Source organism: Kitasatospora sp. NPDC059827, from assembly GCF_042731675.1.
Classification (GTDB): domain Bacteria; phylum Actinomycetota; class Actinomycetes; order Streptomycetales; family Streptomycetaceae; genus Kitasatospora.
Window position 1 is genome coordinate 1 of the sequence record NZ_JBHWIV010000046.1, and the last position, 25,330, is coordinate 25,330.

Annotated in this window: 18 protein-coding genes; 13 read left to right on the forward strand and 5 right to left on the reverse strand. The window is 74.5% G+C overall.

What is annotated here, in order from left to right:
- Positions 1–138: 138 nt before the first annotated feature.
- Positions 139–1,590, reverse strand: a complete 1,452-nt coding sequence (locus tag ACFV8H_RS25855) for an MFS transporter (RefSeq protein WP_380404297.1) — start codon at positions 1,588–1,590, stop codon at positions 139–141.
- A gap of 487 nt (positions 1,591–2,077) precedes the next feature.
- On the opposite strand from ACFV8H_RS25855, the gene ACFV8H_RS25860 reads away from it, so the two are divergent.
- The 3 genes from ACFV8H_RS25860 to ACFV8H_RS25870 all read left to right on the forward strand — a co-directional run bounded on the left by ACFV8H_RS25860 (position 2,078) and on the right by ACFV8H_RS25870 (position 4,290).
- A complete protein-coding gene (locus ACFV8H_RS25860) occupies positions 2,078–2,716 on the forward strand; it encodes a TetR/AcrR family transcriptional regulator (protein ID WP_380404202.1) in 639 nt (212 codons plus the stop codon).
- An 81-nt stretch (positions 2,717–2,797) separates the two neighbouring features.
- A complete protein-coding gene (locus ACFV8H_RS25865; RefSeq protein WP_375889325.1) occupies positions 2,798–3,496 on the forward strand; it encodes a ribonuclease HII in 699 nt (232 codons plus the stop codon).
- A 101-nt stretch (positions 3,497–3,597) separates the two neighbouring features.
- Complete coding sequence (locus ACFV8H_RS25870) at positions 3,598–4,290, forward strand: hypothetical protein (protein ID WP_380404205.1); 693 nt, start codon at positions 3,598–3,600, stop codon at positions 4,288–4,290.
- Positions 4,291–4,449: 159 nt separating this feature from the next.
- Here the strand turns inward: ACFV8H_RS25870 and ACFV8H_RS25875 are convergent, their stop codons facing one another.
- Together ACFV8H_RS25875 and ACFV8H_RS25880 are read right to left on the reverse strand one after the other, a co-directional pair.
- Positions 4,450–5,169 carry a hypothetical protein gene (locus ACFV8H_RS25875; protein ID WP_380404207.1) on the reverse strand — a complete coding sequence of 240 codons (720 nt, stop codon included), beginning with the start codon at positions 5,167–5,169 and terminating at the stop codon, positions 4,450–4,452.
- 367 nt (positions 5,170–5,536) lie between these two features.
- The gene (locus tag ACFV8H_RS25880; RefSeq protein ID WP_375889318.1) at positions 5,537–7,732 is read right to left on the reverse strand and encodes a RecQ family ATP-dependent DNA helicase; all 2,196 of its coding nucleotides are present in this window, start codon (positions 7,730–7,732) and stop codon (positions 5,537–5,539) included.
- Between the two features lie 229 nt (positions 7,733–7,961).
- Here ACFV8H_RS25880 and ACFV8H_RS25885 point away from each other — a divergent pair, with 229 nt between their 5' ends.
- Entirely contained in the window at positions 7,962–9,509 is a 1,548-nt protein-coding gene (locus ACFV8H_RS25885) for a DUF4192 domain-containing protein (protein WP_380404210.1), read from the forward strand.
- Positions 9,510–9,540: 31 nt separating this feature from the next.
- Here ACFV8H_RS25885 and ACFV8H_RS25890 read toward each other — a convergent pair whose 3' ends face one another.
- Positions 9,541–10,854, reverse strand: coding sequence for an alpha/beta fold hydrolase (locus tag ACFV8H_RS25890; RefSeq protein ID WP_380404212.1), 1,314 nt, complete (start codon positions 10,852–10,854; stop codon positions 9,541–9,543).
- Between the two features lie 629 nt (positions 10,855–11,483).
- Between ACFV8H_RS25890 and ACFV8H_RS25895 the strand changes: the two genes are divergently transcribed.
- The 8 genes from ACFV8H_RS25895 (at position 11,484) to ACFV8H_RS25930 (ending at position 22,022) form a co-directional block, all read left to right on the forward strand.
- A complete protein-coding gene (locus tag ACFV8H_RS25895; RefSeq protein ID WP_380404300.1) occupies positions 11,484–13,607 on the forward strand; it encodes a glycogen debranching N-terminal domain-containing protein in 2,124 nt (707 codons plus the stop codon).
- 167 nt (positions 13,608–13,774) lie between these two features.
- Positions 13,775–14,533, forward strand: a complete 759-nt coding sequence (locus tag ACFV8H_RS25900) for an NUDIX domain-containing protein (RefSeq protein WP_375889312.1) — start codon at positions 13,775–13,777, stop codon at positions 14,531–14,533.
- A 111-nt stretch (positions 14,534–14,644) separates the two neighbouring features.
- Positions 14,645–14,932 (forward strand): hypothetical protein, encoded by a 288-nt coding sequence (locus ACFV8H_RS25905; protein ID WP_380404215.1) that lies wholly within the window; start codon positions 14,645–14,647, stop codon positions 14,930–14,932.
- A gap of 306 nt (positions 14,933–15,238) precedes the next feature.
- Positions 15,239–16,711: an ATP-binding cassette domain-containing protein gene (locus tag ACFV8H_RS25910; RefSeq protein ID WP_380404218.1), complete on the forward strand. Its 1,473-nt coding sequence runs from the start codon at positions 15,239–15,241 to the stop codon at positions 16,709–16,711.
- A 3-nt stretch (positions 16,712–16,714) separates the two neighbouring features.
- A complete protein-coding gene (locus ACFV8H_RS25915) occupies positions 16,715–17,620 on the forward strand; it encodes a hypothetical protein (protein WP_380404221.1) in 906 nt (301 codons plus the stop codon).
- Between the two features lie 197 nt (positions 17,621–17,817).
- Complete coding sequence (locus ACFV8H_RS25920; RefSeq protein ID WP_375889304.1) at positions 17,818–18,750, forward strand: FadR/GntR family transcriptional regulator; 933 nt, start codon at positions 17,818–17,820, stop codon at positions 18,748–18,750.
- Positions 18,751–19,243: 493 nt separating this feature from the next.
- Positions 19,244–20,887, forward strand: coding sequence for an RNA polymerase sigma factor (locus ACFV8H_RS25925; RefSeq protein ID WP_380404224.1), 1,644 nt, complete (start codon positions 19,244–19,246; stop codon positions 20,885–20,887).
- A gap of 214 nt (positions 20,888–21,101) precedes the next feature.
- The gene (locus tag ACFV8H_RS25930) at positions 21,102–22,022 is read left to right on the forward strand and encodes a trypsin-like serine protease (protein WP_375889299.1); all 921 of its coding nucleotides are present in this window, start codon (positions 21,102–21,104) and stop codon (positions 22,020–22,022) included.
- 380 nt (positions 22,023–22,402) lie between these two features.
- Here ACFV8H_RS25930 and ACFV8H_RS25935 read toward each other — a convergent pair whose 3' ends face one another.
- The gene (locus ACFV8H_RS25935; RefSeq protein WP_375889296.1) at positions 22,403–22,636 is read right to left on the reverse strand and encodes a hypothetical protein; all 234 of its coding nucleotides are present in this window, start codon (positions 22,634–22,636) and stop codon (positions 22,403–22,405) included.
- 538 nt (positions 22,637–23,174) lie between these two features.
- On the opposite strand from ACFV8H_RS25935, the gene ACFV8H_RS25940 reads away from it, so the two are divergent.
- Positions 23,175–25,286, forward strand: coding sequence for a type IIA DNA topoisomerase subunit B (locus tag ACFV8H_RS25940; protein WP_380404227.1), 2,112 nt, complete (start codon positions 23,175–23,177; stop codon positions 25,284–25,286).
- Positions 25,287–25,330: the final 44 nt, after the last annotated feature.

The window sequence follows — 25,330 nt, forward strand, 5'->3', positions numbered from 1 at the left end:
GGGGGGGGGGGGGGGGGCGGGGGGGGGGGGGGGGGGCGGGGGGGGGGGGCCCGGGCTGGCGGGGGGCGCGCCCGGGCCGCAGGTGGCCCGCGCCCCCCCCGGCGGCGGTTCCGGTGCCCCGCGGGGGCCCGGTGCGGATCAGTGCATCGCGATGCCGGCGCTGTCGCCGCTCGGCAGGTCGCCGGCCTTCGCCTTGATGACGAAGACCGCGATCAGCAGCGCGATCCCGGCGAGCACCGCGCCGACGATGAAGCCGTGCGAGATCCCCTGGGCGAGCACCGAGTTGGCGGCGTCGGAGCCCGGGAGGAACTCGTGGTGCTGTTCGAAGTAGCTGTGCTCCGCCGGACTGCCGTTCTGCAGGAACGCCGGCATCTGGAGCTTGCCCTCGGCGGTCGCGTAGTGCGCGAAGACCGTGGTCAGGATCGAGAGGCCGAGCGAACCGCCGATCTGCTGCATCGAGTTGAGCAGACCGGAGGCGGCGCCGGTCTCCTCGCCCGGGACGCCCGCGACCGAGAGCAGCATCACCGGGACGAAGATCAGGCCCATGCCGAAGCCGAAGATCACCGTGGGGCCGAGGACACCGTCGAGGTAGCCGCTGTCCTTGCCCATCTGGGTCAGCCAGGTGAGGCCGACGGTGACCAGCAGCGCGCCGCCCGCCATGAACGGCTTCGGGCCGTACTTCGCCTGGAAGGTCGAGGCGAGCTGCGCGGCGATGATGATCGCCACGCTGATCGGCAGGAACGAGACCCCGGCCTTGAGCGGGCTGTACCCGAGCGGCCCCTGCACGAACAGGACGACGTAGAAGAAGATGCCGAACATGGCCGCGGCCAGGCAGAGCATCATCACCAGGCCGCCGGTGCGGTTGCGGTCGGCGAACAGGTGCAGCGGGGTGATCGGCTGGTCGGTGCGCCGCTCGATCACGACGAAGGCGGCCAGCAGGACCGCACCGGCGGCGAAGGAGCCGAGCGTCAGGGGGTCCGACCAGCCGTCCGAGGCGGCCCGGATGAAGCCGTAGACGAGGCCGACCAGGCCGAGGGTCGAGGTGAAGGCGCCGGGCAGGTCGAAGCGGCCCGGGTGGCGCTCGGACTCGGCGATGTAGCGCGGCGCGGCGATCGCGATCAGCACGGCGATCGGCACGTTGACGAAGAACACCCAGCGCCAGTCCAGGTACTCGGTCAGCAGGCCGCCGGCCAGCAGGCCGATCGCCGCTCCCGAGCCGGCCACCGCGGAGAAGACGCCGAACGCCTTGTTGCGTTCCGGCCCCTCCTCGAAGTTGGTGGCGATCAGGGCGAAGGCGGTGGGCGAGCAGATCGCGCCACCGATGCCCTGGAGCGCGCGGGCGGCCAGCAGCAGCGTGCTGTCCTGGGCGAAGCCGCCCAGCAGCGAGGCCAGGCCGAACAGCAGCGTGCCGAAGATGAACACCCGGCGGCGGCCGAGGATGTCGCCCGCCCGGCCACCGAGCAGCAGCAGGCCGCCGAAGGTCAGCGTGTAGGCGTTGATGACCCAGGACAGGTCGGTGGTCGAGAAGTTCAGCGCGTCCTTGATGTGCGGCAGCGCGATGTTCACGATGGTCGCGTCGAGCACCACCATGAGCTGGGTGGCCGCGATGACGGCCAGGGTGATGTTCTTCCCCCGGCCCTGGCCGGTCTTCGGTGGTGGGTTCTTGCTGAGCGTGTCGGAGATAGCCACGAATGTGCCCCCTGCTGGCTACGCGCGCGGTGCGGTGGGTGCGATGGGTGTGGTGGGTGTGGTGGTGCGCTCGGTGCGCGGGAACTGCGGTGCGTCAGTGGTGCATCGGTGGTGCTTCGCGTGTTCGGGGTCGCAGCGGATCCGCCGGCCCGAACGTGCCGCTGCGCGTCGGCGCAGGCTGGGAAGGAACGATGCCGTTCACTAATCTGGACGATAGCCTGGGCTCGATAGTGAACGCAAGCGTTCCTTAAGGATGGTGGCAATGGATCGGTTGATACGGCGACTGGCGGCGGACCGGGCGCCCGGGGGCCCCGCCGTGCTGCCGTCCGGCGCGTTCCCGGCAACGCCCGGGGCGCCGGGAGGGTCGGCGGTATCGGCGGTGTCGGGTGTGCCGGGGGAGGGGGCCGAGCACTGCTGCCCGGTGCAGGCCGTCCGGGAGGCGTTGGCCCGGCCGGTGCGGCGGCGGGGGAAGGAGTTGGAGAACGCGATCTTCGAGGCTGCGCTCGACCAGCTCACCTCCGGCGGATTCGCGCGGCTGACGATGGAAGGCGTCGCCGGCGCGGCGCGGACCGGGAAGGCCGCGCTCTACCGGCGCTGGGCGTCCAAGGACGAACTCGTCATCGACGCCCTGGACGCCACTCTGCCACGCCCCTACGGCATCCCCGACCTCGGGTCCGCCCGGGCCGAGTTGCTGCAGCTCATCGAGCTGTTCACGGACGCGATCTGCTCCCGGGCGGGCGCCGCCCTGCACGCGCTGATGGCCGAGCTCTCCCAGCAACAGGCCGAGGTGTTCAAGGACTTCATCGTGCAGCGGGTGATCGGGCCGACCAAGGACAGCATCCTGGACATCCTGCGCCGCGGCGTCGAGCGCGGCGACGTCCGCCCCGACGCGGTCACCCCACTGGTCGCCGACGTCGTCCCCGCGATGCTGATGTTCCAGGTGAAGGTCGCCGAACGCGACCTGGCCCCCGACTTCGCGGTCCGGCTGGTGGACGACGTGCTGGTCCCGATGGTCCGGCGGACGTAGCCGGTCCGGGGCCCGTGCGGGCGGGCTTAGGCTGGAGAGCGCCCCACCGCAGGGGGGCTGCACTGCCGAACGGAGTCCGTGATGCCCATCGTCCCGCCGACGCACTCCGTCGAACGCTCGCTCCGCCGGGCCGGCGCCAAGGTCGTGGTCGGGCTGGACGAGGTGGGGCGCGGCGCCTGGGCCGGACCGGTCACCGTCGGGGCCGCCGTCACCGGCCTGCGCAAGCCGCCGGAGGGGCTCACCGACTCCAAGCTGCTCACCGAGCTGCGCCGCGAGGCCCTCGCGCCGGTGCTCGCCGACTGGGTCACCGCGTACGCGCTCGGTCACGCCTCGCCGCAGGAGTGCGACGAACTCGGCATGACGGCGGCGCTGCGGCTGGCCGCCGTCCGCGCGCTGGAGGCGCTGCCGGTCGAACCCGACGCGGTGATCCTGGACGGCAAGCACGACTACCTCGGCGGCCCCTGGCGGGTGCGCACGGTGATCAAGGGCGACCAGTCCTGCATCTGCGTCTCCGCCGCCTCGGTGCTCGCCAAGGTCCACCGTGACGGGCTGATGGCCGAACTCGGCGAGACCTGCCCGGAGTACGGCTTCGCGGACAACGCCGGCTATCCGTCCCCGGTGCACCGTTCCGCACTGGAGGAGTTCGGCCCCACCGACCACCACCGGCTCTCCTGGGCGTACTTGGACGCACTGCCCAAGTGGCGTCATCTGAAGCGCGGTCGGGACGCCTTCGGTGCCGGTCAGGGATCCGCCGACGAACAGTTGACGCTCGGTTTCTGACGGTCCGTCTGGAATTGCCCGGGGTGGGGGTGACGGAAGTCCCGTGCCCAATGGGTGGGGCGCCCGTGCGCGTTCGACCGGCATTTGATAGATATCCGGGTATGCCTGTCTTCCCCGAGGAGCCGGAGATTCACGAGAGCCTCCCGGGCCCCGGCGTTCCCTTCCCCCGCGAGTCGGACGCACAAGCCCTCCACGCGCCTGCCACCGGCGGCGCACCCACCACCGCCGCGCCGCTCCCGGTGCCCGGCCCGCGACCGGCGCCCCGTCCGGCACCGCCGCGTGCCGACCGCCCGGGACCGTCGCGCCTGATCCCCAAGCCCGGTCCGGCACCGCGCCGCCCGGTCCCCGCCCCGGCCCCAGTCGCGTCGTCGGCCCCGGCCGCGTCGCAGGTCGAGGTCCGGCGCATCGCCGCCACCCCGGCGCAGGCGCTGGAACGCGCCGACGACGTGGTCGACCAGCTCCTGGACTCGGGCCGCAACCCGGGCGAGATCCTGGTGCTGACCGTCGGCGACGCCCACCCCTCGCAGCAGCACGAGCTGTCCTTCGGCGAGGAGCGCTACTGGGCGCAACTCGCCGAGGGCGGCGACGTGTTCTACGCGGACGCGGCGCCGGCCAGGCCGGTCCGCCGCGACGTGGTCGTCCTGGTGGTGAACGGCGGTCCGCCCGCCCGGGCCACCGAGGCGTACGCCGACGCGCTCGGCCGGGCCAACGCCCTGCTGGTCGTGTGCGGGGAGGCCGGCCCGGCGGCCACGGCGGCGTCCGCAGCCGCACCCGCGCGTCCGGTCAAGGCCTGACCGGAACTCCGACCGTCGTCCTCGCCCCGGGTCCGGTGCCGTACGGTGCCGGGCCCGGGCCCGTCCGCCACGGCCGGCGGCCCGTGGCCGAGGCTCGGACCGAGCGCTGAGGGTCCAGCGATGACGGCCGGGCGGTGAGGACCGAGCGGCGCGGACCGATCAGCGCGTCCCGGTGCGACGGCCCGGTTCCACAGCCGTGACCCGCGCCGGGATCCAGGGCGGCTCGGCCTGCGTGGAGCGCTGCGGGGCGTCGACCCGTTTGGCCTGTTCGGCGGCCTGCTGCCGGGCCCGCTGGCTGCGCGGGGCGTCGTCGAGCACCGACCGCGGCGGCAGCTCCGTCACGATGTGCAGCGGTCCGTCCGCCCACGAACCCGCATGTGGATTGCGTCCGCCCCGCCCGTCGCCGAGGATCTGCCAGCCCGTCGCGGTGAGCCCGATGTACGAGCCGCAGCGCAGCCCGTGCAGCCCGGCCGCGTCCCGCAGCGCCCACATCCAGGCGCCGTCCTGTTCCGTCCAGCCGGGCGCACCGTCGCGGCAGCGCAGCAGCACGGCCGTCCGGGTCGGCTCGGGCTGGCGCAGGTCGTGCGGGGTGACCCGGCGCAGGTGCGTCAGGAGGGCGTTCCGGTGCTGCCAGCCGTCGGTGTCGTGCGGCCAGGGCGTGAACGAGGCCGAGGCGGCCAGGTGGTGGAGCGCGTCCAGGACCGCCACCACGACCGTGCCCGGCTGGGGCAGGTGACGCTGGTGCAGTTCCAGGACGAACTCGCGCGGATCGCGCAGCAACGGGATCCCCGAGGCGGTCCAGGTCTCCAGGTCCAGCAGCCGTCTGGGCGCCGAACCTCCGGAGAGGGGATGCTGACCTCGGCCGATACCGTTGATCACGATCCTCCTTCCTGGCCCGTGGGCAGGCGGGTGCCTGGGTACGCCGAAGGGCGGGCCCAGCGGACCGGATTTCGGGTACCTCCCAATTCTCAGGGCAACGGGGCCGGAGCGGCAACGATGAAATGATGAACGCCACCCGATAGCCCATGTTCTGCCGGATATGTTCCACGTCGGCCCGAGTGGGGTTCGGGTGACGCCCGACCTTGATCCACACCACGCGAAGGGCATGTCGAACCGTGGTCGGCACGCTGGGCCCTCCTTATCTCGGGTCGGATCTCCGGTGTGATCGAAATCGCCCTGGCAACTCCTTTCCGTTAGGCCATTCGAGTGATGGCGGCCTCGGGAGCGGCGGCCGCCCGCCGCTCGCTCACCCCTGCACCCCCAGGACCAGCGGCAGCACCGCGCCGGCCCCCGCGCGGCGCAGCAGCCGGGCGGCCACGGTGACCGTCCACCCCGAGTCCACGAGGTCGTCCACCAGCAGCACCGGTCCGCCGGCGGCTGCCACCGCCTGCTCCAGCTCCGGTGGCAGCACCAGCGACCCGGCCAGTGAGTGCAGCCGCTGGGCGCTGTTGCTGCGGGCCCCGTGCGGCGGCAGCCCGCCGGCGTACTCGATCCGGCCGAGCAGCGGCAGCCGTCCGACCTCGGCGATCCGCGCGCCGAGGCTGCCGACCAGCTGCGGGCGGGTCGAGGAGGCCATGGTCACCACACCGACCGGCCGCTCCAGCCGGGTGCCCTCCGCCGTCGCGGGCCCGGCCCAGCCGCCGGGGCCGCGGGCCCAGTCGGCGAGCACCGCCACCAGGGCGTCCACCGCCTCGCCGGGCACCGGCACGTCCGGCGCCTGGTCGGCGAGCAGGGTGCGCAGCCGGGTGCCCCAGCCGATGTCGGACAGCCGGCCGAGCGCCCGGCCGGTCTCCGCCTGTTCGCCCGCCGGGATCCGGCCCTTCAACGGCACCCCGAGCGAGTCCATCCCGGTCGGCCAGAGCCGGCGCGGTTCGAAGCTCACGCCCGGGCGGCCGAGTGCGGCCCGGGCAGCGGCCAGTGCCTCCGCGGAGACCTCCGGGGTGTGCAGCGGCCCCGCGCAGTTGTCGCACCGCCCGCACGGCACGGCCTGCTCGTCGTCCAGCTGGCGGCGCAGGAACTCCATCCGGCAGCCGGTGGTCGCCGCATACTCGCGCATCGCCCGCTGTTCCGCCTCCCGGGAGGCGGCGACCTTGGCGTAGCGGGCGGCGTCGTAGGCCCAGCTCTGCCCGGTGGCCGTCCAGCCGCCCTTGACCCGGCGGACGGCGCCGTCCACGTCCAGCACCTTGAGCATGGTCTCCAGCCGGGCACGGCGCAGGTCCACCCGGGGCTCCAGGGCGGCGGTGGAGAGCGGGCGGCCGGCCTCGGCGAGCGCGTCGATGGTGCGTCGCACCTGCTCCTCCGGCGGGAAGGCGAGCGAGGCGAAGTAGCGCCAGATCGCCTCGTCCTCGCGCCCGGGCAGCAGCAGCACCTCGGCCCGGTCCACCCCGCGGCCGGCCCGGCCGACCTGCTGGTAGTAGGCGATCGGGGAGCTGGGCGAGCCCAGGTGGACGACGAAGCCGAGGTCGGGCTTGTCGAAGCCCATGCCGAGCGCGGAGGTGGCGACCAGCGCCTTGACCCGGTTGGCCAGCAGGTCGGCCTCGGCGGTGCGGCGTTCGGCGTCCTCGGTGCGGCCGGAGTAGGAGGCCACCGGGAAGCCGCGCTCGCGCAGGAAGGCCGTCACCTCCTCGGCGGCGGCCACCGTCAGGGTGTAGACGATGCCCGAGCCGGGGAGCCGGTCGAGGTGGTCGGCCAGCCAGGCGAGCCGGTGCGCCGGGTCGGGCAGCGCGAGCACGCCCAGGGTGAGGCTCTCCCGGTCGAGCGGGCCGCGCAGCACCAGGGCGTGCTCGTCGGTGCTGCCGGTGCCGAGCTGTTCGGCGACGTCGGCGGTGACCCGGGCGTTGGCGGTGGCGGTGGTGGCCAGCACCGGGACGCCGGGCGGCAGGTCGGCCAGCATGGTGCGCAGCCGGCGGTAGTCCGGGCGGAAGTCGTGGCCCCAGTCGGAGATGCAGTGGGCCTCGTCGACCACCAGCAGGCCGGTGGAGGCGGCGAGCTTCGGCAGTACCTGGTCGCGGAAGTCCGGGTTGTTCAGCCGCTCGGGGCTGACCAGCAGGACGTCGACCTTCCCGGCGGCGACCTCGGCCTGGACCTCGTCCCACTCGTCGGTGTTGGCCGAGTTGATGGTGCGGGCGTGGATCCCGGCCCGGGCCGCCGACTCGACCTGGTTGCGCATCAGGGCGAGCAGCGGGGAGACGATCACCGTCGGCCCGGCGCCGCGGGCCCGGAGCAGGGCGGTGGAGATGAAGTAGACCGCGGACTTCCCCCAGCCGGTGCGCTGGACGACCAGTGCGCGGCGGTGGTCGACCACGAGGGCCTCGATCGCCGTCCACTGGTCCTCGCGCAGGCTGGCGGCGGGGCCGGCCAGCTCGCGCAGGACGGCCTCGGCCCGCGCCCGGACCTCGGCGCGGTCGGCGGTGGCGGTGGTGTGGATGTCGGGCTGCTGCATGGCGTCGATGTAACCCCATGCCGCCGACAAGGGGCGAATGCGGGTGGGGTGGTGGAGTGGAAGGCCGGGTGTATTTCATCCGCTGATCCGCTGAACGGCCGCCAAAATTCACTCTCCGGAGTGGCCGTTCTGTGCTCCGATCGAGCGAAGGAAAATTCGGGGGCCGAGTTATCCACAGGAAAAAAGAAAGTGCCGGAGCCGTTCTCGCATTGCGCCCACGCTTACGGCCATGAACGCGATGAACAACGAACACGTCACCCTGTCCCTGGGTCCGGCTTCCGAGCAGCGGCCCGTCGTCATGCGCGGTCCGGCCGATATGGCCGAGCTGTTGCCCTATCTCCTGGGGTTCTACCCCGACGACAGCATCGTCGCGGTGGGTCTCCAGGGCCCCGACCTCCACCAGGGCGGGGTCATCCGGGCGGATCTCCCGCTCTCGTCCGCGGACTGGCCGGCGGCGGCGGAGGAGACGGCCGCCCTGCTGGTCGCCCTCTCCGAGCGGCACGGCGGCCGGCCGCTCGAGGTGCTCCTCTACCTCTGCCAGGATCCGGTCACGGCGCACGCCCCGCCCGCGGTGGACGAACTGCGGCCGCTGGCCGACCAGCTGCGCGCGGCCTTCGGGCGCAGGGGAGTGGCGGTCAAGGAGTCGCTGTGCGTCTCGGACGGCCGCTGGTGGTCCTTCCTCTGCCGCCGGGAGGGCTGCTGCGATCCGGCGGGCAACCCGGTGCGGCGCGGGCCCGATCCGGGCCCGGCGGCCGCCGCCGCGACGGTGGCCGGCCTGGTGCCGCGCGGCAGCCGGAAGGCGATCGTCGGCGCGCTGGCCCCGGTCGGCCCGCCGGCGGACGCCGCGCAGCGCGAGGCGCTCGCCCGCGCCGAGCCGCTCGCCGGGTCGGTCTCCCGGGAGCAGGGCCTCGAACTGCTGGAGCAGGCCTTCGCCGAGTTCGCGGCCGGTGCCCGGGAGCTCGACGAGGAGCGGACGGCCCGGCTGCTGTTCGCCCTGCGCGACCGCCTCACCCGGGACCGCGGCGTCGAGTTCGTCCGGCCGGCCGAGCTCGCGCCCGCCGAGCGGCTCTGGCGCTTCCTCGCCCGGCGGGCCGTCCCGCCGTACGAGGGCTGCGCGGTGGCCCCGCTCACCCTGTTGGCCTGGGCGTCCTGGGTCGCGGGGGACACGGCCACCGCCCGGGTGGTGCTCGGCCACGTCCTGCGGCTCTCGCCGGGCTACCTGCTGGCGGAGCTGTTGTACGAGTCGATGAACGACGGCATGACGCCCGGGGCGCTGCTGTCCGCCGTCGAGGCCCAGCGGCGGCGGCGCGAGGAGCGCGCGGCGGCGGTGCGGCGCGGCTCCGGGCCCGCGGCCGACGACGGGCCGGGGGCACCGCCGGGTGCCGAGCGGGCCCCGGGCGGCGAACCCGGGCCGCGCTCAGGCTCGACGGGCAAGGCGCGCCGACGGCACCGGGGCGGGCGCCGGAAGGGCGGTTCCGCGGCCCCGACCCCGACCGCGGCCCCGACGCCGACGCCGGCTCCGGCTCCGGCTCCGGAGGATCAGCGCCAGGGCGGCCCCGACCACCCCGGTGAGCCGGGGCCGGCCGGTCGACCCAGGGGCTCGGTCGCCCTGCTCCCGGCCCCGGGCTGCGGGCCGGAGGCCGGGGCACGGCCCACCCGGGGTGTGCGCCTCGGCCGGGCGGCGGCCTGCGCCTCGGCCGCCGTCCGGTCCGGTACCGGCCTGCACCGGTGCCGCGGTGCCCGACAGGGGGCGAGAGGAGCCCACCGTGCGCACTGAACCGCCCGCCGCCCCACCGGTCGGCAGGGTGCTACGCCTCCCCGTGCGCCATCTTGATCAGCCGGTCCAGCACCTTGCCGCCGCTCGTCCGCAGGCCGTCGTGCTCCCACTCGTTGGTGATCCAGGTCCGCAGCCCGCGCACCGCGCGGGCGGTCTCCAGCGAGTCGGCGGTGTCCACGTACATGTCGTCGTGGTACACCGCCGCCACGACGGGCACGGTGTTGGCAGCCAGCCGCGCCGGGTCGTAGAGGTCGGGCCAGTCGGTGCGGGCGGCGAGCAGGTCCGCGGTCTCCTTGAGGGGGCGCAGCGCCGGGTCGGTGTCGAACATCCAGGGGTAGATCATCTCCCCGGTGAACTGCACCGGGCCGTCGCCCTCCAGCGCGGCCCGGGCGTCGAACTGCGGGAACTCCTTGCGGACCCGCTCCGCCGACCAGGCGGTGCCGCCCTGGTCCACCGAGCGCTGACCGTAGATCGACTCGTGCAGCACGGCGTACAGCGGGCCCTCGGCGAAGGAGAGCCGGGCCTGGACGCCGGCCAGGAAGGTGTCGGAGAGCTCGGCCCCGGCCGGGCCCTCCACCCAGGCCTCCTCCAGGAGGTAGTGCAGGGCTCCGGAGCCGCTGCCCCCGCCGAGCATCATCCCGAGCACCTGGAAGGCCTCGACGGTGAGCAGTCCGCCGTCGGGCAGCGTGGCCGGGGAGTCGGCCAGGTGGGCGGCGATCCGCCGGACGGCCTCGACGTCCTGCGGGAAGCGGGCGTAGTGGTCCTCGTTCTTGCGGACGACGCGCGGGTAGGCGGCGCGGTAGACGTCGTCCGCCGAACTGCCGAGGCCGGAGAGGCCACCGGTGATGAAGGCCTCCGTGAGGCCTTCGGGAGCGAAGGAGAGGTAGGTGAGGGTGCAGAAGCCGCCGAAGCTCTGGCCGAGCACGCTCCAGCGCCGGTCGGCGCCGAGCAGCCGGTGGCGGATCAGCTCGGCGTCCCGGACGATGGCGTCCGCGCGGAAGTGGGCGAGGTAGTCCGCCTGCTCCTGCGGGCCACCGCGACGGGCGAGGGTCTGCCGGGTCGCGGGGGTGGACCGGCCGGTGCCGCGCTGGTCGAGCAGCAGCACCCGGTAGTCGTCCAGGGCGCGCTCCAGCCAGGCGTCCCGGCCGAGCGGGCGGGCGGCCTTGCCGCCAGGGCCGCCCTGGAGGAACAGCAACCAGGGCAGGTCGCCGCGCTCGCGGCCGGAGGCCACCACCTCGCGGGCGTAGACCTCGATCTGCTCGCCCTCCGGGGAGGCGTGGTCGAGCGGGACGTGGAAGACGTGGTCGGTCGTGACAATCCCGGGCAGCCGGCTGACGGTGGACATGCAACTCCTCGGTCTCTGCTGGTCACAGCGGTTGCGTCGCGGTTCACGGGGTCACCGGGTACGGGCGCCGCGACCCCCGCACCGTATCCTGACCGCGGTCGAGCACCGGTTCGACCGCCTCCGCCCAGCGGACCGGGCGGCCGGCAGTGCCCCGGCCCCGGAGTGCGGCCCGGGCCAGGGGCGGCTCCGAGCCCCTGGGGAGGCCTCCGGTGACGGCCCGGCAGGGGCGGCGCCACCGTCCGGCGGCCGGGCGCGACCAGCGGCAGCCCCGGCGGGCGTGACCTGGCGGCGGTGCGCGGCGTTCACCCCCCGGGGCCCTGCGTCCGGCGGGCGCGGGTCGCGGGGCGGGGTGGCACGGGCGGGGCGTCACCGGTAGGCCGGAGCGCCGGGTGTGACGGCGTACCGGGCACGACGGGGGTGCCCGACGCGAAAGGCGCGGAGCGCCGGTACCGGACCGGTACCGCACACCGCATGGCACGGCCCACCGTCGGGTACGGCCAGACACGGCACGACCGCCGACGGGAGCGTCCCCGTCGGCCGGGCACCACCAGCACGCGATCGAGCATGCTCGCGGCCCACCGGCCTGACGGCCACCGGACCGCCGAGGGGAGGAGAGTCCGGTGACCGCCATGAGGCCACTGCAGGCCATGCCGGCCGAGAGCGTGGTCGGCGCGCCCAGACCGGTCGGCCGGCCCGACCAGGTCCCGCCGACCGGGCCGGCAGGCGCACCCGCCAGCCCCGGCCGACCGGCGGCCCCGCCGCGCCCCCAGCCCCCGGCCGTCCACCACGCGCTGCTCTGCGTCAACGCCCCCGCGATGGCGGCCTCCGGCCCGGACGGCCAGCTGCGCGGCCACGGTCTGCACGGCTTCTACCGCAACGGCGTCCGGGTGTTGGCCCGGATGGAGCTGCGGCTGGGCGGGATGGAGCCGCTGCCGCTCCAGGGCACCCTGACCAGCACCGCCCAGGCCCGCTTCCTCGGCGCCGTCCGCCTCCCCGGCGACCCCGACCCGGACCCGGCGCTCACCGTCGAGCGGCTGCGCCACGCGGACGGCGTGGAGACCGTCACGGTGCGCAACACCGGCGCCCGGCCCGCGCGGCTGCCACTGGAGATCGCCCTCGGCACCGACCTGGGCCCGGTCGCCGAGATCGCCGCCGGGCACCGCCCGCCCGACCTGCCCGGCCAGGTGCAGTCGGCCGGGCTGCGCTGGTCCGGCCCGGTGCACAGCGCCGTGGTCGGCGCCAAGCCCTCGCCGCACGCCGTCCTCGCCGGGGCCGGGGTGCTCCGCTGGGACTTGGAGGTCCAGCCCGGCGCCCGCTGGTCGGTCGAGCTGCGGGTCGAACTGGAGAGTGTCCCCGGCGGCCCGCGCCCGCCCGGCGGGCGCGGTACCGGCGTCCCGCTGCCCTGGGCCGAACCGGAGGTGCGCAGCGACGACCCGCGCGCCACGCTGCTGGTCGACCGCTCCCTGGACGCCCTCGGCGGGCTGCTGTTCGCCGACCCGGACCGCCCGACCGACCTCTACCCGGCCTCCGGCGCGCCCTGGCGCTTCGGACTCGCCCCGGCCGACGCGCTCTGGGCCGCCCGGCTGGCCCTCCCGCTCGGCACCCGGCTCGCGGCCGGCACCCTGCGCGCACTGGCCCGCCGTCAGCAGCTCGCCGCCGCCCCCGGCCGCACCGAGGGCCTGCTCCCCGGCGCCCTGCGACACGGCGGCCCCGAGCTGCCGCCCACCTGCACGGCCACCGAGGCCACCCTGCTGTTCGTCACCGTGCTGGCCGAGGCCTGGCGCTGGGGGCTGCCCCGGGCGGAGGTCGCCGAACTGCTCCCGTCCGCTGAGCGGGCCCTGGCCGCCCTGCACGAGGGCCTGGTCGACGGCTTCGTCACCGACCTCGGCCGCCCGGTGGAGGACCGCGCCGCCCAGCCGGTCGCCGCCCGCGCCGAGGTGCAGGCGCAGGCCCACCGCGCCGCCCTGCACGGCGCCGAGCTCCTGGAGGCCTTCGGCAGGCCGGGTGCCGGGGAATGGCGGGCCTGGGCCGCCGGGCTGCGCGGACGCTTCCGCGAGCGGTTCTGGATCGACGACCTCTCCGGCGGCCGCCCCGCCGCCGGGCTGGCTCCGGGCGGCCAGCCGCTGCCCGCCGTCGCCTCCTCCCTGGTGCACCTGCTCGACACCGGGCTCGCCGCCGACGGCGGCCGGCACGAGAGCCTGCTGGACCGCGAGCACACCCGGCTGCTCGCCCAGAGGCTGGTCGCGCCCGAGCTGGACAGCGGCTGGGGCCTGCGCACCCTCAGCGCCAAGTCGCCCCGCTTCAACCCGCTGGGCCACCGCGGCGGCGCGGTGCGGATCCACGAGACCGCGCTGGCGATCGCCGGGCTCGCCGAGGCCGGCCACGAGAACGAGGCCGGTGCCCTGCTGGAGGGCCTGCTCGCCGCCTCCGCCCACTTCGAGGGGCGGCTGCCGGAGATGTACGCGGGCGAGCAGCGCACCCCCGGCTGCCCACCGGTGCCGCACCCGGCCGCCTGCCGCCCGGCGGCGGTCTCCGCGGCCGGAGCCGTTCACGCGGTGTTCGCACTCGCCGGAGTCCGGCCGGACGTCCCCGGTGGCCGGGTCCTGGTCCGCCCGGCCAGCACCGCCCCGCTCGGCGAACTCGAACTGACCGGCCTGCGGGTGGCGGGGGAGCCCTTCTCGGTGCGGGTGAGTCGGATCGGAGTGGCGATGGTGGAGGAGGCCCCCGCGCACCTGCAACTGGTCGCCCGCTGACACCAGCCCCTGACACCAGCCCTAGCCACGAGCTCCTGACACCACCTGCTGGGACTGCTCGCCGGGACCGCCCGTGGGCGAACCGTCTCGGACGGCCGGGGGCGGCTGCTGTGCGCTCCGCGTACGGGCCTGTGCTTATCGTCAGAGAGACGACTATGATCGTCGCCATGTCGCGCTACGATCCGTCGGCCTTCCCCCCGTTCGCTGTCACGGTTGACCTGGTGGTTCTGACGGTGCGCGACCACTCGCTCTGCGCCCTGCTGGTCAGACGGGGTGAGCCGCCCTACCAGGGGTACTGGGCGCTGCCCGGCGGCTTCGTCCGGCCGGACGAGGGCCTGGCCGAGGCGGCCTCCCGCGAGCTGGCCGAGGAGACCGGTCTGCGCGCCCACTCCGCCCCCGGCCACGAGGCGGTCGGCCCCGGCGCGGCCGGTGCCCACCTGGAGCAGCTCGCCACCTACGGCCACCCGCAGCGCGACCCCCGGATGCGCGTGGTCAGCGTCGCCTACCTGGTGCTCGCCCCCGACCTGCCGACCCCCCGGGCCGGCGGTGACGCCAGTGGCGCACGCTGGGCGCCGGTGGGCGAACTCCTCGGCGGGAGCCCGGCCGACGGAGTCCCGCTGGCCTTCGACCACGGCCTGATCCTCGCCGACGGTGTGGAGCGCGCCCGCTCCAAGATCGAGTACTCCTCCCTGGCCACCGCCTTCTGCCCGACCGAGTTCACCGTGGGCGAGTTGCGCCGCGTCTACGAGGCCGTCTGGGGCGTCGCCCTCGACCCGCGCAACTTCCACCGCAAGGTCACCGGCACCCCCGGCTTCCTCCTCCCCTCCGGGGGCACCACCACCCGTCAGGGCGGTCGCCCGGCGCAGCTCTTCACCGCCGGCGGCGCGACCGTCCTCAACCCGCCGATGCTCCGCCCCGACTCCTGAGCCCCCACCGAACGGCCCCGGCCCGGGGGCCGGACCGGTGGCGCCGGGGCACAGTGGCGGTGGACGCTTCGGTCACCGGACCGAAGGCCTGCGAGCCCTGGGAGCCCTGCGATGGCCGTCACCGACGACTGCGCCCGGCAGCGAGGCATCATCGAGACCTTCGTCGCGGACTTCGAGAACCTCACCGCGGCCACCGAACAGACCGAGAAGGAGCTGGCCGCGCTGAAGGCCGCGCACGGTGACCCGCAGGCGATCGCCTCCGTGGAGGAGCGGCTGAGCGCGGAGAAGGAGCAGTTGGCCGAGACCGCCGTCCAGGGCCGGGCCGCCGTCGACGAGTACCGAGGTGAGTGCGTCGGCCAGCCGCTCCCGCCCGGTGCCAAGGTCTTCGTGTCGCCGTAGGGCGCCCTGCGGACCCTTGTCGGACCCGCGGCCCACACGACCGTTCCCCGGGCCCCATCCCCGGGCCCCGTCCGCAGGCCCTGTTCCCCGGGCCCCGGGCCCCGCCCGACGGCCCCGGAACGGGCGGAGCGGGCGGCCCGTCGTAGCCGCCTCCTCCGGTGAATCGCAGGATCGGATTGTCCCCTGATCGGGTGAGGTGGGCAGGCGGTGGGCCCGTGGCGGTTCGGTAATGCCCGGAATCGGCGCTGCTGACCCCTAATGTGCTGGCGTCGAGCAGGTCGGCCGAGGGCATGGGAGCAGCCAGCGATGATCCAGATCACCGGACTGACCAAGGTCCATCGCAAGGGCGCCCCGCCCGCGGTGCTCGACCTGACCTTCGACGCCCGGCCCGGGATGGTGACCGCACTGCTCGGCGACGAGGGGGCGGGCAAGTCCACGGCGCTGCGGCTGATGCTCGAACTCGAACGCGGCCAGGGCATCACGCTCTTCGAGGGCCGCACCTACCGCCGGATCCGCCGCCCCGAGCGCGAGATCGGCGTGCTGCTGCCGGCCCCGGGGGAAGGCGCCGCGGCGGTGTCCGGGAACCCGGGCTGCAAGGCGCGCGGCCACCTGCGGATGCTGGCCGCGGCGGTCGGGGTCCCGACCCGGCGGGCCGACGAACTACTGGAGCAGACCCGGCTGGCCGCCGTCGCCGGACAGCGGCTGCGCACCTTCTCCCCGGGGATGCACCGCCGACTCTCGCTGGCCGCCGCGCTGCTCGGCGATCCCGGCACCTTGCTGCTGGACGCGCCGACCGAGGGCCTGTCCCCGCGCAACGTCGAGTGGTTCCACTCCTTCCTGCGCTCCTTCGCCGTCGCGGGCGGAACCGTGCTGGTGACCACCCGCACCCCGCAGGAGGCGGCCCAGCTGGCGGACCGGGTGGTGACCCTGGACCGTGGCCGGATGCTGGCCGACCAGCCGGTGGCGGAGTTCTGCCGGACCAGGCTGAGCCCCGAAGTGGCCGTCCGGGGGCCGCAGATGGCACGGCTCGCGGACCTGCTGGTCAGTCAGGGCGCCGAGGTCCGCCGGGACGGCGGGGCGGGGATCGCGGTGGCGGGCATCGACCGCACCGAGATCGGTGAACTCGCCTACCGCCACGGGATCCTGCTGCACGAGCTGGCCGACCGGGTGGTCGAGCAGCCGGTGCCCCGCGCCGCCCTGCCGGTGGCCTCCGGCCGCTCAGGCCGTCTCCCCCTCCAGCCGGAGGCCGAGGCCTCCGCCGAGGCCGCCGCTGATCCCGCCCCCGCGCTCGCCGCCGCCGAGCTCGCCCCCGCTGAGCCCGTGCTCCCCGCAGCCGTCGTCCCGGAGCCCGCCTCGGAGAGCCGTTCCCGCGAGGACGCGCTCCGGAGCACCCGGGCGCTCCCGGTCGCCGCCGTGACGGCCGCCCTGCCCGTTCTCGCCGCCCCCGCGCGGAAGCCGGCCCCCGCGCCCGCGCCCACCGTCGCCGTGGAGCGGCTCTTCCGCGACCGTCCCGCCCCGGCACCCGGGCCCCTCCCCGTCGAGCCCCTCCCCACCGCCCCGGTCCGCACCGTGGCCGAGGCCGCCACCGCGACCGCGACCGAGGCGGTGCCCCCGGCCGAGCCCGTGACCGTGCGCACGCCCGAGCCGCGGCCCGCCGTCGGGAGCGGGGCCGACCTGCTCACCGACGACACCGTCCGCCTCGGCCGGGTCATCCCCGGCAGCGGCCCCGCTGCCGCCCCTGCCGCCCCCGCCACCCCCGACGACCACCGGAGCGAGTGAACCGTGCGTGTCCTGGCCTACGAGCTGCGCCGCCTGCGCGGCCTGCGTTCCACCTGGCTGCTGCTCGCCGCCGTCCTGCTCTGCGACGCGGTCGTGGCCGCCGTCCTGGCGAGCCAGGCCCCGCCCGGCCCACTGGCCGGCCCGGCCGGGGTGCGCCTGCTGACCGCCGCCGTCCCGCTGATCCCGCTGCCCTTCGCGGCGCTCGGCGCCGGCGTGCTGGGCGCGCTCTCGTACGGCCACGAGGTGCGCCACCCGGGGCTGGCGGCCTCGCAGGTGGCGTACGGGCGCAGGGTGCGGCTGCTGCTGGCCAAGCTGCTGGTGGTCGGTCCGGTGGCGGCGCTGCTGGCGCTGGCCACCCTGCTGGTCGACCTGGTGGCCGTGCACCTCGCGCTGCCGGACGGCGTGACGGTGGCGGCCCGGACGGATCCAGGCGCGCTGTCCGGCGGGGCGTCCGTGGCACTGGGCGCCGTCGGGCTGGAGCGGCCGGCCGACCTGCCGGGCCTGTTCGCCCCGCTGGCGCCGGCGACCGGGCACGGGGTGCCGGGCGCGCTGCTGGCCTTCGTCCTGCTGACCGTGGTGGCCGCCTGGACCGGTGTGCTGACCGCCTCGCTGACCCGCAGCGCCGCCGCCGGGGTGCTGCTGCTGTGCGCGCTGCCGCCGCTGCTGGAGTCTGGCGTCGCCCTGCTGCTGCGGCGCACCGGCCGTCCGTGGCCGACCCGGGCGGCGGAGCTGCTGCCCTTCCAGTCCGGCGTCGAGTGGGCCTACGGCTGGGTGTACGGCGGAACGCGCGAGGCGGCGGCCGGGGGCGCGGCGTTGACGGACCCGGCGCTGCTCGCGGCGGTCGCGGCCCCCGCGGGGGCCCTGCTGCTGGCCGCCCTGCTCGTCCAGGCCCGCCGCCGCGCGCTGTGACCCACAGGCGACCCACCCCGTGGCCCTCGGACCCGCCGCCGCGGACCCGCCGCCGCAGACCGGTACCGCGGACCGGTACCGCCCGTCCCGGGGTGGTGCGCCGTCCCGAACCACCAAGATCGACCAGCAGTGACCGCAATGCGCGGTTCTTCCTGATAAGAAGTCAATTATCCAGTCACGGTCGATCACCCTTTCGTGTGCTTTTCACGAGAATTCTCAAGCTGCGCCTGCCGATCGCCGACAAAGGAGGCGTGAGTACCCTTGCGCACCCCACCATGACCCCCGCCCGTTCCGCCGACGGGCCGATCCACGGCCCCGGCGACCTGGACCGCTTCTCGTACGCCGACCGGCCGATGCCGCCGGCGCCCCGTTGGGAGGGCGCCGAGTCCGACATCGGCCGGGTCGGCCGCAAGACCACCAGCAGCCGCGGTCGCGGTCTGCACGGCCAGCTGGTCCAGCAGCTCGGCCAGATGATCGTCTCCGGTGACCTCGGCGCCGACCGTCCGCTCGTGCCGGAGGAGATCGGCCAGCGGTTCGAAGTGTCCCGGACCGTCGTCCGCGAGTCGCTGCGCGTGCTGGAGGCCAAGGGCCTGGTCAGTGCCCGCCCGAACGTCGGCACCCGGGTCCGCCCGGTCGGCGACTGGAACCTGCTGGACCCGGACATCATCGAGTGGCGGGCCTTCGGGCCGCAGCGGGACGAGCAGCGCCGGGAGCTGTTCGAGCTCCGCTGGGCGATCGAGCCGCTGGCCGCCCGGCTCGCGGCCGGCCACGGCCGGGAGGACGTCCAGCAGCGGCTGGTCGAGCTGGTCGAGATCATGGGCCACGCCGCCGCCCAGGCCGACCTGTCCACCTACACCCGGGCCGACGCCGAGCTGCACGTGCTGATCCTGCAGATGGCCGGCAACCGGATGCTGGAGCACCTGTCCGGGATCGTCTCCTGCGCGCTCCAGGTCTCGGGCGGTCCGACCATCTCCTGCGAGCGGCCCTCCGAGTCCTCGGTCAACCTGCACGCCCGGCTGGTGGATGCGCTGGGCACCGGCGACGGCACCGCGGGCGAGGCCGCGATGCGCGCGCTGCTCACCGTCCACCCCGAGCTGGAGCCCTCCGTCCCCGCCCCCCGGGAGCACTGAGCGGGCTGTTCTCCGCGAGCGGGCCCGCCGGGTGCGGGCCGCTCCGCCAGGGCCCTCCGGCCGCCGCACCGCGCGGCGCAGCCGGAGGGCCTTCGCGTGGAGGCGGCGTCCCGCCCGCGTCCAGCCCGCGCCCCGCCCGAGTTCTGCCCGCGCCCCGCCAATGTCCCGCGCATGACAATAGACTTCACCGCGAGTGCGCGATGATGGATGGCGGCCCGGGGTCGAGGGCACCGAACGGTGTGACCCGCGACACCAAGGCCATGCGTAACACTTGACGAGTAGCAGCGATGTCTCCTGAGCGGGAGCAGCTCCGGAATACTCCAACATGTCAGAATGCTGTGTTGGTCCGCGGCGCTGCTGCCGTCCTGCAAACCCAGTCCTCAAGCCCGAGTCGGTCGGAATCGACACCGCGCGTCCGACGCGCGATTTCCTTCCCCGCCCGCTCGGGCGGCCGGTACGGGTTCGAGTCCACTCATCGTCCGAGAGGTTGTTCGTGTCGGCCAGCACATCCCGTTCGCTTCCCCCCGAGATCGCCGAGTCCGCGGCTCTGCTGGCGCTCATCGAGCGGGGCAAGGCCCAGGGGCAGATCGCCGGTGACGACGTGCGCCAGGCGTTCGAGGCGGACCAGATCCCGGTCACCAAGTGGAAGAACGTCATGCGCAGCCTCAATCAGGTGCTGATTGAGGAGGGCGTGGACCTCATGGTCAGCGCGGCCGAGCCGGCCGGCGCCAAGCGCAAGAGCGTTGCCGCCAAGAGCCCCACCAAGCGCACCGCCACCAAGGCTGTCACCACCCGGACCCCGGCCGCTCCGTCGGCCCCGACCAAGCCGCCCGTGCGGATCGCCCCCGGCGCTCCCGTCGCGGCTCCGGCCGTCGCCGCCGCCGCGGCGCCCGCCCCCACCGTGTCCGCCGACATCACCGTCGTGGGGACGACCACGGTCGTCACCGAGGCGAAGGCCGTCGCGGCGAAGAAGGCCGCACCGGCCAAGAAGGCCGCGGCCAAGAAGACCGCAGCCCCCGCCAAGAAGACCGCCGCCAAGAAGACCGCCGGCGCCAAGGCCGGCAAGGGTGACGAGGAGCTCATCGGCGAGGAGGAGCTGCTCGAGGACGTCGCGCTGCCCGGCGACAAGGCGGGCGAGGAGGCGGAGCCCGAGGAGGAGTCGCAGGGCTTCGTGCTCTCCGACGACGACGAGGACGACGCGCCGGCCCAGCAGGTCGCCGTCGCCGGTGCCACCGCCGACCCGGTCAAGGACTACCTCAAGCAGATCGGCAAGGTCCCGCTGCTCAACGCCGAGCAGGAGGTCGAGCTCGCCAAGCGCATCGAGGCCGGCCTGTTCGCCGAGGACAAGCTCTCGGCCGCCGACAAGCTCGCCCCCAAGCTCAAGCGCGAGCTGGAGATCATCGCCGAGGACGGCCGCCGGGCCAAGAACCACCTGCTGGAGGCCAACCTCCGCCTGGTGGTCTCGCTGGCCAAGCGCTACACCGGTCGCGGCATGCTGTTCCTGGACCTGATCCAGGAGGGCAACCTCGGTCTGATCCGTGCGGTCGAGAAGTTCGACTACACCAAGGGCTACAAGTTCTCGACCTACGCCACCTGGTGGATCCGCCAGGCGATCACCCGCGCCATGGCCGACCAGGCCCGCACCATCCGCATCCCGGTGCACATGGTCGAGGTCATCAACAAGCTGGCCCGCGTCCAGCGCCAGATGCTCCAGGACCTGGGCCGCGAGCCCACCCCGGAGGAGCTGGCCAAGGAACTCGACATGACCCCCGAGAAGGTCATCGAGGTCCAGAAGTACGGCCGTGAGCCGATCTCGCTGCACACCCCGCTCGGCGAGGACGGCGACAGCGAGTTCGGTGACCTGATCGAGGACTCCGAGGCGGTCGTCCCGGCCGACGCGGTCTCCTTCACCCTGCTCCAGGAGCAGCTGCACTCGGTGCTGGACACCCTGTCCGAGCGCGAGGCCGGCGTGGTCTCGATGCGCTTCGGCCTGACCGACGGCCAGCCGAAGACGCTCGACGAGATCGGCAAGGTGTACGGGGTCACCCGTGAGCGCATCCGCCAGATCGAGTCGAAGACCATGTCGAAGCTGCGCCACCCGTCCCGCTCCCAGGTGCTGCGCGACTACCTGGACTGATCGGCGGACCGACCGGTCGGCAGGCCCGACCGGCGGCAGTACGTGACGAAGGCCCGGAACCCCACGGTTCCGGGCCTTCGGGCCGTTCGGGGGCGGTGCGTCAGCGTCCGGGTGGCGCTTGTCGCTCGTCCGGGTGGCGGCACGCCGGGAAGCGGTCGCCCAGTGTAGCCGGTCACCTACGCTGTGCCGGTTGCCTGCTGCCGAGCCTTGTGGAGTGACGGTGCTGACCGACCCGGACCCAGTCGACCTGCCGACCCCCGTCCCGCGCCGGAGCGACCGCGCCGTCGTTCCGGCCGTCGCCCGGACCGGCCGCCGCCTGCGGCGACGGGGCGCGCTGCTGGCGCTGCTCGCCGCCGTTCCGGTGCCGCTGGCGGCGCTCGGTGCGGCCGGCCCGGCGCAGGCGCAGCGCCGGGTCGTCGGGGGTGCCACCGTGAGCACCGCCGACCACCCGTGGATCGTGGCGCTGGCCAGCCGCCAGCAGTTCGGCAGCGGGCGCTCCGGCCAGTTCTGCGGGGGCGCGCTGGTCACCCCGACCAAGGTGGTGACGGCCGCGCACTGCTTCTACGACGAGGCCAAGGGCCGGGTGGACCGCCCGGGGCTCAAGGTGGTCGTCGGCCGGGACGACATGCGCGGCTCGGCCGGCCACGAGGTGGCCGTCCAGCGGATCTGGGTCCACCCCGACTACAACTTCGCCGCGAACATGAACGACGTCGCGGTGCTCACCCTGGACGAGTCGCAGGGCTCCCGGCCGGTGGTCGAGCTGGTCGGCCAGGGCGAGAGCGGGCCGTACGCGGCCGGGACGGCGGCGCAGGTCTACGGCTGGGGCGACACCAGCGGGCGGGGCGACTACTCGCCGGTGCTGCGCCGGGTGGACGTGCCGATCGTCGCGGACCAGACCTGCGCCCACGCCTACCCGGGCGGGCAGGACGGCAAGTTCGACGCCCGCGGCATGGTCTGTGCGGGCGAGGAGAAGGGCGGCAAGGACGCTTGCCAGGGCGACAGCGGTGGCCCGCTGATCGTGGCCGGCCGGCTGGTCGGGCTGGTCTCCTGGGGGACGGGCTGCGCCGAGGCGGCCCACCCCGGGGTCTACACCAGGGTGTCCTCGGTCACGGACGCGGTGCGCTCCGCGCTCTGATCATCGCCGAGGGTGATGGGGCGATGACGTCCTGACGCCGTTTCGGCTCCGGCCCGGGGCCCCGCGGTCCGGGTGGCGGTGAACGCGGGAGAGCGGTCGGGAGAACAGCGGAGCCGGGGGGTGGGGCCCCCCGGGGGGGGGGCCCCCCCCCCCCCGGGGGGGGGGGGGGGGGGGGCGCCCCCCCCCCCCCCCGGGGGGGGGGGGGGGGGCCGGGGGGGGGGCCCGGGGGGGGGGGGGGGGGGGGGGGGGGGGGGGGGGGGGGTTGGGGGGGGGGGGGGGGGGGGGCCCCCCCCCCCCCCCCCCCCCCCCCGGCTCCCCGGTCGCGCGCGGTGCGCGGCCGGACACAGCTCGACGCTGGCTGCTGGTGGCGGCGCCTGGGATCAGCGCTCTTCTTCGGCGGCCGTCGCGGTGGTGCTGGTGGTGAGACGGCCGCTCTCGTCCTGTATCTCCACGGCGATCTTCTTGAGCTCCGGCTCGAACTTCCGGCCGTGGTGGGCGCAGAAGAGCAGCTCTCCACCGCTGGCGAGTACGACGCGCAGGTAGGCCTGGGCGCCGCAGCGGTCGCAGCGGTCCGCCGCGGTGAGCGGGCTCGCAGGTGTCAGAACAGTAGTCACGTCGCCTCTTCTCTAGCTCGACGAGCTGTCGTACCAGGGTCAACATCCAACCAGGCCGAAAACGTTCCCGCTCGTGGCTTTTCTTCTCTGAGGATTCTGCTGTGTTGATGAGGAGGTGCCCCGGGCGTCGGTGGTTCATGCGTACCGAATCCCGGGATCCGCCCGTCGCTCGAACGTCCGATCGGGACCGGGGTCGAGGTCCGCGTAGCATAATCCTCTGCCGGGTTGGAGCATAAGCCCCGTCCCGGGCCCCGGTAGCCTGCATAACGGCAGTTCCGGAGCCTGCGCCGGACCCCACGATCCGCCAGGACCGGTGGTACCGGGAGGAGATGGCGCCCCCGGGGCCCAAGCCCGGGCGCGGTCCTTGTTCGCGCAGCGCGTACAAGCTGCGCGGGGCCGGCCCGCCGTGCTGTGCACCCGTCGCAGGGGTGCGAGCACACAGAGCGACGACTGTCGGTGCGGCGTGCTGCACTGGCGGTTGGTCCGGATGCGTCCGGATGTGACCGATGAGACAGAACTTCACCGAGGAGAGTGCCGCGTGAGTGCCGAAACGACCGTGCCGTCCGCGCTGCTGGCCGGCGACGACGGTTCCAACTACACCGCGCGGCACCTGCTCGTCCTGGAAGGCCTGGAGGCCGTCCGCAAGCGCCCCGGCATGTACATCGGCTCCACGGACAGCCGCGGTCTGATGCACTGCCTCTGGGAGATCATCGACAACTCGGTGGACGAGGCGCTGGGCGGCTACTGCGACCGGATCGAGGTGCTGCTGCACCCGGACTCCTCGGTGGAGGTCCGCGACAACGGCCGCGGCATCCCGGTGGACGTCGAGCCCAAGACCGGGCTGTCCGGCGTCGAGGTCGTGATGACCAAGCTGCACGCCGGCGGCAAGTTCGGCGGCGGCTCCTACGCGGCCTCCGGCGGTCTGCACGGCGTCGGCGCCTCGGTCGTGAACGCGCTCTCCGCGCGGCTGGACGTCGAGGTCGACCGCAGCGGCCACACCCACGCGATCAGCTTCCGCCGCGGCACCCCCGGCATCTTCACCGAGGCCAGCCCGGACGCGCCCTTCGAGCCCGCCAACGGCACCACCAGGACCCGCAAGGTGCCCAAGACCCGCACCGGCACCCGGATCCGCTACTGGGCCGACCGGCAGATCTTCCTCAAGGACGCCAAGCTCTCCCTGGAGCACCTGCACAACCGCGCCCGGCAGACGGCCTTCCTCGTCCCCGGTCTGACCATCGTCGTGCGTGACGAGCGGCTCACCGAGAGCGAGCAGGTCGAGGAGTCGGTCTTCCGCTACGACGGCGGCATCGCCGAGTTCTGCGAGTTCCTGGCCCCCGACAAGCCGGTCAGCGACGTGGTGCGGCTACAGGGCGAGGGCACCTTCAAGGAGACCGTGCCGGTCCTGGACGACCTCGGCCACATGACCCCGACCGAGGTGACCCGCCACCTCGGCGTGGACATCGCGCTGCGCTGGGGCACCGGGTACGACACCACCCTGCGCTCCTTCGTCAACATCATCGCCACCCCCAAGGGCGGCACCCACGTCACCGGCTTCGAGCGCTCGCTGGCCAAGACCGTCAACGAGGCGCTGCGCGGCGCCAAGCTGCTGCGCGTCGCCGAGGACGACATCACCAAGGACGACGCCACCGAGGGCCTCACCGCCGTGGTCACCGTCCGGCTCGCCGAGCCGCAGTTCGAGGGCCAGACCAAGGAGGTGCTCGGCACCTCGGCGGCCAACCGGATCGTCGCGTCCGTCGTCGCCAAGGAGCTCAAGGCCTTCCTCACCTCGGCCAAGAAGGACCAGAAGCAGCAGGCCCGGGCCGTGCTGGAGAAGGTCGTCGCGGCCGCCCGCACCCGGGTCGCCGCCCGGCAGCACAAGGAGGCCCAGCGCCGCAAGACCGCGCTGGAGACCAGCTCGCTGCCCGCCAAGCTGGCCGACTGCCGTAGCGACGACGTCGACCGCAGCGAACTGTTCATCGTCGAGGGCGACTCCGCGCTCGGTACCGCCAAGCTCGCCCGCAACTCCGAGTTCCAGGCGCTGCTGCCGATCCGCGGCAAGATCCTCAACGTGCAGAAGGCCTCGGTGAGCGACATGCTCAAGAACGCCGAGTGCGCCGCGATCATCCAGGTGATAGGGGCCGGCTCGGGCCGCACCTTCGACATCGACCAGGCGCGCTACGGCCGGGTGATCTTCATGGCCGACGCCGACGTCGACGGCTCGCACATCCGCACCCTGCTGCTGACCCTCTTCCACCGCTACATGCGGCCGATGGTCGAGCAGGGCCGGGTCTTCGCCGCCGTCCCGCCGCTGCACCGGATCGAGCTCACCAGCCCCAAGCGCGGCCAGGAGAAGTACCACTACACCTACTCCGACGCCGAGCTGCGCTCCACCCTGCTGGAGTTCCAGCGCAAGGGGCAGCGCTGGAAGGAGCCGGTGCAGCGGTACAAGGGCCTGGGCGAGATGGACGCCGACCAGCTGGCCGAGACCACCGTGGACCCGCGCCACCGCACCCTGCGCCGGATCAACCTGGGCGACCTGGAGCAGGCCGAGAAGATCTTCGACCTGCTGATGGGCAACGACGTCGCCCCGCGCAAGGAGTTCATCGTGGACTCGGCGGCCACCCTGGACCGCTCCCGCATCGACGCCTGACGCGGCCGGCCGACGGGGGCCCTCCACCCACGGGTGGAGGGCCC